Origin of the sequence: Brevibacterium sp., from assembly GCF_022712115.1 — a bacterium.
Classification (GTDB): domain Bacteria; phylum Actinomycetota; class Actinomycetes; order Actinomycetales; family Brevibacteriaceae; genus Brevibacterium; species Brevibacterium salitolerans.
Map to the genome: position 1 here is coordinate 1 of NZ_JALAHB010000101.1, position 7456 is coordinate 7456.

The following is a 7456-nucleotide window of genomic DNA, read 5'->3' on the forward strand; positions in this document are numbered from 1 at the left end:
GCGCCGCTCCACCGTCTCCAGCGCCACCCGCGGGTGCCAGCGGTTGAGGATCGCGACCTCGCCGCCGCTGTAGATCGGCAGCAGAATGCTGAGGTTCTGCCCGGCGATCCAGAACATCGCGAGGAACCCCAGGGTGACGTCGCGCCGCTCGCCCACGCGGGCGGTGCCGGAGCCGGCCAGTGCCGAGGCCGCCGTGTAGGCCATGTGCCCGATCGTGTGCTCGCAGCCCTTGGGCCGTCCGGTGGTCCCGCCCGTGTAGTTCAGGGCCGCCAGCCGGTCGGGATCCACCGGCACGGGATCCACGGGCGCGGCCGCCAGCACTCGCTCCCAGTCACCGGCGGCCTCCGGCGCGGGCACCTCCATGGGCAGGCCGGCCTCGGGCGCAGGAGCTCCGGGAGCGGCGAACACCGCCGCGGGATCCGTCCACGTGACCTGCACGGAATGCCCCACCTGCTCCAGCGCGGCCTCGACCACGTCCCGGGAGTGGGGATGGGCGAAGAGGTGCACGGCGCCGGAGTCCTCGAGCTGGTGCCGCAGCTCCTCGACCCGGTACATGGGGTTGCTCGGCACGTAGACGCCGCCCAGCCACGCGATGCCCAAGAAGGCATGGACGAACTGCGGACAGTTGCCCATGTACACCGCCACGCGGTCGCCGGCGGCCACACCGTGCGCGGCCAGCCAGCCCGCCGTCGCCGAGGCCTGCGCGGCGAGCTCCGCCCACGTCGCCTCCCAGCCGTAGTAGCTGAGCGCGACGGCGTCCGGACGCTCCCGCGCCCAGTGCAGCACGGTCTCGGCGAGACCGGGACCTGCGGCCAGCTCCGCCGGGGTCCGGGGGACGGAATCCGGCCAGAGCGTCCGCAGCGAGGCGAGCTCGCCAGCGGCCCGCTCCCACTCCGCGCGCAGCCCCCGCTCGCCGTCCGGGCCTGCGTCCTGACCGCGGTCCGGGCCTGCCGTCACTGCTGCGCCTCCTTCGCCTTCGCCGCCTCGTCGCGCAGCGTGCGCCGCAGGATCTTGCCGGAGCTGGTCTTGGGCAGCTCCTCGAGGATGGTCACCTCCGCCGGTGCCTTGTAGCTGGCCAGGTGCTCGCGGCAGTGGGCGATGATGTCCTCCTGCGTCGCCTCCGCGCCCGGCTGCAGCGTCACATACGCCACCACCGTCTCACCGCGGTACGCGTCCGGGACTCCCACCACGGCACCCTCCTGCACGGCGGGATGCGTGTAGAGGACGTCCTCGACCTCACGCGGCCAGACCTTGAACCCCGAGGCGTTGATCATGTCCTTCTTGCGGTCCACGATGAAGACCCAGCCGTCCTCATTCATGTACCCCACGTCACCGGTGCGCAGCTCTCCCCTGGGCAGCGAGTCTGCCGTGGCCGTCGGATTGTTGATGTACTCCGCGGCGATCATGGGCCCGGAGACGCAGATCTCGCCCACCTCGCCCGGCCCCACGGGCTCACCGGCGTCGTCGAGGACGCGCACCATCGCATCCGCCTGCGGCAGACCGGTCGAGAGGTTCCCGGACTCCGGGTCCACGGGAGCACGCAGGCCCCGCGGCACCGTCACGCACTGGGCGCAGGTCTCCGTGAGCCCGTAGCCCTGGCCGATGTACTGCCCGGTCTTCTCCTCGAACCGCTTGACGAGGCCCTCCGGCAGCGGGGCGCCGCCGGACATGATGGAGGTGAATGACTCGAACGCGTCCGCCCCGAACGTGGGGTGGGCCATCATCGCCGTGTAGACGGTCGCCGGCCCCGCCATGAACTGCGGCTTCTCCGCCCTGAGCAGGTCCAGGAAGGAGCCCGGGTCGAACCGGTGGTTGAGGATGAGCGTGCTGCCACTCGCCACGCCCGCCACCAGCTGACAGTTGAAGCCCGTGATGTGGAAGAGGGGCGCCAGCGAGACGACGCCCGTGCCCGGTTCCAGCTGGGAGTTCCGCGTCGCCATGCGGGAGTTCGAGGACAGCGTCGCGTGCGTGAGCAGCGCGCCCTTGGACCTGCCCGAGGTGCCGGAGGTGTAGCCGATCAGCGCAGGATCCGAGGGTGCGGGCTCCACGGGGGTGAAGTCCGTGTCCAGCCGCTCCTCCATGACGGTCCGGAAGTCCGGCAGCGGCACGTCCGGCAGATCGCGGAAGGCGCCGAACACGGCCTCGGGGCCGTTCTCCGCCCAGTCCAGGTCATCGACGAGGACCACGGTGGGCACGTTCTCCGTGTACTCCTTCACCCGCATGAGGTAGAGCGCCTTCGAGACCACGAGGCCCTTGACGTCCGCATCCGCGAACACGTGCGCGAGCTCGTCGCGGTACATGGGGTTGAGCGGGACGACCACCGCCCCGGCCTTCCAGATGCCGTAGGTGCTGATGAGGAAGTGCGGGCTGTTCTGCAAGTAGATGCCCACGGAGTCGCCGGGGCGGATCCCCTGCTCGTGCAGATAGGCTGCGAAGGCTGTGGACTGCCGGTCCAGCTCCGCATAGGTCACGTCGTGTCCGTAGTAGGCGTAGGCGCGGACGTCCCCGTTCGCCGCGACCGTCGCCGCGAGGTCGCGCAGCGTCGTGGACTCCTCCACGGCGTCCGGCTCCGTGCAGCCCAGGGTCTTCAGCCACGGACGATCATCGAACCAGCTCATGAGTGTCTCCCTCCCGGTGTCAGCGCTGACACCGTCTCGCGGATCGGCACTGACCCGCGGCGATCCCGCGGGGCGCCCCTTCACGCCCCCGGGCCCAGTGTGCGGCACCGGGAACGGGTCCCGGTGCCGCACACGTGCGCGCACCGGCAGGTGCGCGTGTTCTGAGTTCTCAGACGACCTCGAAGAGGCCGGCCGCTCCCATGCCGCCGCCCACGCACATCGTCACGACGACGTGCTTGACGCCGCGGCGCTTGCCCTCGAGCAGGGCGTGGCCCACGAGGCGGGCTCCCGTCATGCCGTAGGGGTGGCCCACGGAGATGCCGCCGCCGTCCACGTTGTACTTCTCCGGGTCGATGCCCAGCCGGTCGCGGCAGTAGAGCGCTTGCACGGCGAAGGCCTCGTTGAGCTCCCAGAGGCCGATGTCGTCCACCGTGAGCCCGTGGCGCTCGAGCAGGCGCGGAACGGCGAAGACCGGGCCGATGCCCATCTCGTCCGGCTCGTTGCCGGCCACCGCGATGCCCTTGTAGATGCCCAAGGGCTGCAGACCCCGCTTGGAGGCCTCCTCCGCACTCATGAGCACGGAGGCGGAGGCACCATCGGAGAGCTGCGAGGCATTGCCTGCGGTGATGCTGGGGTTCGCCGAGGCGACGCCGGGCGCCAGCACGGGGTTCAGCCCCGCCAGGTTCTCCAGCGTGGTCGAGGGGCGGTTGCCCTCGTCCTTCTCCAGCGTGACCTGCTCCTCATGCGTCTCGCCGGTCGCCTTGTCCACGACGATCTTGGTCGTGGTCAGCGGCACGATCTCCGCGTCGAAGCGTCCTGCCTCCTGTGCGGCGGCGGTGCGGCGCTGGGACTCGAGCGAGTACTCGTCCTGCGCCTCACGGCTCACGCCGTAGCGCTCGGCCACGATCTCCGCCGTGTGGAGCATGGGCAGGTACAGGCCCGGGACGTTCTCCTCCAGCCACGGGTCCTTGGCGCGGAAGGTGTTCTGCTTGTCGTTCTGCACCAGCGAGATCGACTCCACGCCGCCGCCCACGGCGACCTTCATCCCGTCGTGGACGATCTGCTTGGCCGCCGTGGCGATCGCCATGAGGCCCGAGGCGCACTGCCGGTCCACGGACATGCCCGCCACGGAGGTGGGCAGGCCCGCACGCAGCGCGGCCTGGCGGGCGATGTTGCCGCCCTGCGCGCCCTGCTGGACCGCGGAGCCGAAGACGACGTCCTCGATCTCCGCCGGGTCCACGCCGGAGCGCTCGACCGCGTGGCGGATGGCGTGCCCGGCGAGCTCCTGCGACTGGGTGTTGTTGAATGCGCCGCGGTACGCCTTGCCGATGGGCGTGCGTGCGGTGGATACGATGACTGCTTCGGTCATGTCATTCTCCTCATCTGCCGGCTCGGCGAGCTCAGGCCTTGGGTCCGCCGGCCACGTAGATGACCTGACCGGAGACGAAGCCCGCTCCCTCGCTGGTGAGGAAGGAGGCGGTGTGCGCGATGTCCTCGGGCTTGCCGGAGCGCGCCACGGGGATCTGGGAGACCGCGCCCTTGACGAAGTCCTCGAAGGGCACGCCCACGCGCTCGGCGGTGGACTTCGTCATCTCCGTCTCGATGAAGCCCGGGGCGATCGCATTGGCGGTGACGCCGAACTTGCCCAGTTCGATCGCGTAGGTCTTCGTCATCCCCTGGATGCCGGCCTTCGCCGCCGAGTAGTTGGTCTGCCCGCGGTTGCCCAGGGCGGAGGTGGACGAGAGGGAGACGATGCGGCCGAACTTGGCCTCGACCATGTGGGACTGCACGGCCCGCGTCATGAAGAAGTTGCCCGTGAGGTGCACGCCGAGGACGGACTCGAAGTCGTCCTTCGTCATCTTGAACAGCATGTTGTCGCGGATGATGCCGGCGTTGTTCACGAGGATCGTGGGCGCGCCCAGCTCCGCGGCGACGCGGTCCACCGCGGCCTTCGCCTGGTCCTCGTCCGCGATGTTGGCGCCCACGCCCAGGGCCTTGCCCCCGGCCGCGCGGATGCGCTCGACGACCTCGGCCGTGTCCTCCTCGCGGAGGTCGATGACGGCGACCTGGCGGCCGTCGGCCGCGAGGCGTTCGGCGATGGCCGCGCCGATCCCGCGCGCCCCTCCGGTGACGATCGCGGTGCGGATGTTCTCACTCATCGTGCGGTGTCCTTCCTGTACTTCTTCAGTTCGTTGCGGGCGATGGCGCGCTTGTGCACCTCGTCCGGGCCGTCCGCCAGACGCAGCGTGCGCAGGTGCGCCCAGGACTCCGCCAGGCGGAAGTCCTGGGTGACGCCGCCGCCGCCGTGGACCTGGATGGCGCGGTCGACGACCTTGAGCGCCATGTTGGGTGCGACGACCTTGATCTGGGCGATGACGTTCTTCGCGACCTTGTTGCCGTGCTTGTCCATCATGTCCGCCGCGTGCATGGTGAGCAGGCGGGCCTGGTCGATCTCGATGCGCGACTCCGCGATCCAGTCCTGGATGTTGGCGCGCTCGGAGAGCTTCTGCCCGAAGGTCACGCGGGACTCCGCGCGCTTGACCATCATCTCCAGCGCGCGCTCTGCGACGCCGATCGAGCGCATGCAGTGGTGGATGCGGCCGGGCCCCAGGCGCGCCTGGCTGATCGCGAAGCCCTCTCCCTCGCCCTTGAGGACGTCCTTGGCCGGCACGCGCACCTGGTCGAAGGACACCTCGGCGTGTCCCTCGCGGTCGTGGTAGCCGAAGACCTGGAGGTTGCGCTCCACCGTCACCCCGGGGGCGTCGATGGGGACGACCATCATGGACTGCTGCCGGTGCGTGGCCTCGTTGGGGTCCGTCTTGCCCATGACGATGAGCACCTTGCAGTTGGGGTGCATCGCGTTGGAGGTGAACCACTTGCGGCCGTCGAGGATGTACTCGTCGCCCTCGCGCTTCATCGTCATCTCGATGTTCGTCGCGTCCGAGGAGGCCACGGCCGGCTCCGTCATCGCGAAGCCGGAGCGGATCTCCCCATTCAGCAGCGGCTTCAGCCACTTCTCCTTGTGCTCCTCCGTCCCGAAGAGCGTGAGGACCTCCATGTTGCCGGTGTCCGGGGCATTGCAGTTCGTGGCCTCCGGGGCCAGGCTGCCGGAGCGTCCCATGATCTCCGCCAGCGGGGCGTACTCGAGGTTCGTGAGCCCCGGACCCCATTCCTTGTGCGGGTGGAACAGGTTCCAGAGACCGCGGGACTTCGCCTCGGCCTTGAGGTCCTCGAGGATCTGGGGCTGGAAGTGCGGCGTGGGCGCCGCGGCCATCTGCTCCTCGTACACGGCCTCCGCCGGGTAGACCAGTTCGTCCATGAACGCCTGCAGGCGCTCCTGGTATTCGCGTCCGCGCTCAGTCGTCTCGAGCATGGGTGATCCCTCTTCCCTGAGTTCTTCTCGTGCGTGCCGGCGTTCTCCCCGGCCGTGCGTGGTGTGCTGTCGGATCGGGTGTTCAGCCGCGCAGCTTCGCCTGGTACCTGCGCATCCCCCTGAGCCATCGGTCGTAGTCGGAGCCCTTCATGCGGTACATGTCGAGCACCTCCGGGTGGGGCAGGATCAGGAACGTCTCGGACTCGACGGCGGCCATGACGGTCTCCGCCACGTCCGCGGGCTCCAGCACGGTGCCCGCCTCCGCGACGGCCTGCTGGGAGACCCGTTCCTCCCCCGTCTTCTCCTGCGTCCCGTCGCCCCAGAGGATCTTGGTGTTCACGCCCATGGGGGCGAGCACGGAGACGCGCACGCCCTCGTCGCCGTACGTGACGGAGAGCCATTCCGCGAAGGCGAGTGCGGCGTGCTTGGTCACGGAGTAGCCGGCGGCCCCGATCTGTGTGAGGAGGCCGGCGGCCGAGGCCGTCGCGACGAAGTATCCCCCGCCGCGGCGCGTCCACTCCGGGACGAGGCGTTCGGCGGCGCGGATGTGGGCGCGGAGGTTGACGTCGAGGATGCGGTCCCAGTCCGCCTCCCCGCCGATCCCCCTGGCGCCGGTGATGCCCGCGTTGGCGAAGTAGAGGTCGATGTCGCCCAGCGCCTCACGGGCGGCGGACAGCAGGCCGTCGACGCCCTGGGCGCTCGCGACGTCCCCGGTCCAGTGGTGCTGGCCGAGTGCGGCGGCGGTCTCCGCGACCTGCGGATCGATGTCCGCGAGCAGGACCGAGGCCCCTCGGGCCGTGAGCGCCGAGGCGAGCGCGGCACCGATCCCCCCTGCGGCTCCCGTGACGACGGCCGTTCTGCCAGTGACGTCCATGCCCCTCCTTCTCGCTGCCGCCCACGTCCTTGTGAGCGGGGACACCTCTATCTATAGTTGAGGAGCGTCTCGAATTCAAGCGCTTGCCAAGCGTTCGTTCAGTGCATTCCGACGTGGCCCACCGTGATTCGAAGGAGCATCATGGCATCGACATCCCCCGCGCCCTCCCTCACCTCCATGGTGGTGCCCTGGGCGGCCGCACGACCGGACGCCGTCGCGCTCCGCACTCCCCCGGGCGAGTCCCGCGTGGAGGTGACCTGGTCGCGCCTGCTGCGGGAGGTGGGCGCAGCGCGCGATCGCAACCGCAGCGCGGGCCTGGCTCCCGGCGAGCGGATGGTCCTCATCGCCCCCACCACGCCGGAGTTCCTCGTGGAGTTCCTGGGCGCCGATGCCGCCGGCCTCGTGGTCGTCGCCGCCAATCCGCTGTCCACGGTGCGGGAGCTCGCCTACCTGCTCGAGGACTCCGGCGCCCGGCAGGTCGTGGCGCATCCGGCGGTCTCTGCTGCGGGCGAGCAGGCGGCGGCCGAGGCGGGGGTGGCCTTCCGCACGATCCCGCTGCTGGCACCGGAGCCGGCGGAGCCCGCCCAGGAC

The 7456-nt window shown here is 70.3% G+C and carries 7 protein-coding genes; 1 reads left to right on the plus strand and 6 read right to left on the minus strand.

The genetic code is table 11. The features are described 5' to 3' along the window. The 6 genes from Q0A33_RS06035 to Q0A33_RS06060 all read right to left on the minus strand — a co-directional run. The coding region (locus tag Q0A33_RS06035) for an AMP-binding protein (protein WP_291794450.1) at positions 1-957 on the minus strand (957 nt) is incomplete at its 3' end. Continuing rightward, the gene (locus tag Q0A33_RS06040; RefSeq protein ID WP_291794452.1) at positions 954-2618 is read right to left on the minus strand and encodes an AMP-binding protein; all 1665 of its coding nucleotides are present in this window, start codon (positions 2616-2618) and stop codon (positions 954-956) included. The genes Q0A33_RS06040 and Q0A33_RS06035, both read right to left, overlap by 4 nt. 169 nt (positions 2619-2787) lie before the next feature. Continuing rightward, positions 2788-3987 (minus strand): acetyl-CoA C-acyltransferase, encoded by a 1200-nt coding sequence (locus Q0A33_RS06045; RefSeq protein WP_291794454.1) that lies wholly within the window; start codon positions 3985-3987, stop codon positions 2788-2790. 31 nt (positions 3988-4018) lie between these two features. Further along, positions 4019-4777, minus strand: coding sequence for a 3-oxoacyl-ACP reductase FabG (fabG, locus tag Q0A33_RS06050; protein WP_291794456.1), 759 nt, complete (start codon positions 4775-4777; stop codon positions 4019-4021). After that, positions 4774-5991, minus strand: a complete 1218-nt coding sequence (locus Q0A33_RS06055; protein WP_291794458.1) for an acyl-CoA dehydrogenase family protein — start codon at positions 5989-5991, stop codon at positions 4774-4776. Before Q0A33_RS06055 ends, fabG begins: the two co-directional genes overlap by 4 nt. A gap of 82 nt (positions 5992-6073) precedes the next feature. After that, a complete protein-coding gene (locus Q0A33_RS06060; protein WP_291794460.1) occupies positions 6074-6865 on the minus strand; it encodes an SDR family oxidoreductase in 792 nt (263 codons plus the stop codon). Between the two features lie 141 nt (positions 6866-7006). On the opposite strand from Q0A33_RS06060, the gene Q0A33_RS06065 reads away from it, so the two are divergent. Then, the coding region (locus tag Q0A33_RS06065) for an AMP-binding protein (RefSeq protein ID WP_291794462.1) at positions 7007-7456 on the plus strand (450 nt) is incomplete at its 3' end.

Bases quoted from the DNA above. Each gene is read 5' to 3' on its own strand.
- Q0A33_RS06040 (WP_291794452.1), bottom strand. From the start codon at position 2,618: ATGAGCTGGTTCGATGATCGTCCGTGGCTGAAGACCCTGGGCTGCACG.
- fabG (WP_291794456.1), bottom strand. From the start codon at position 4,777: ATGAGTGAGAACATCCGCACCGCGATCGTCACCGGAGGGGCGCGCGGG.
- Q0A33_RS06045 (WP_291794454.1), bottom strand. From the start codon at position 3,987: ATGACCGAAGCAGTCATCGTATCCACCGCACGCACGCCCATCGGCAAG.
- Q0A33_RS06060 (WP_291794460.1), bottom strand. From the start codon at position 6,865: ATGGACGTCACTGGCAGAACGGCCGTCGTCACGGGAGCCGCAGGGGGG.
- Q0A33_RS06055 (WP_291794458.1), bottom strand. From the start codon at position 5,991: ATGCTCGAGACGACTGAGCGCGGACGCGAATACCAGGAGCGCCTGCAG.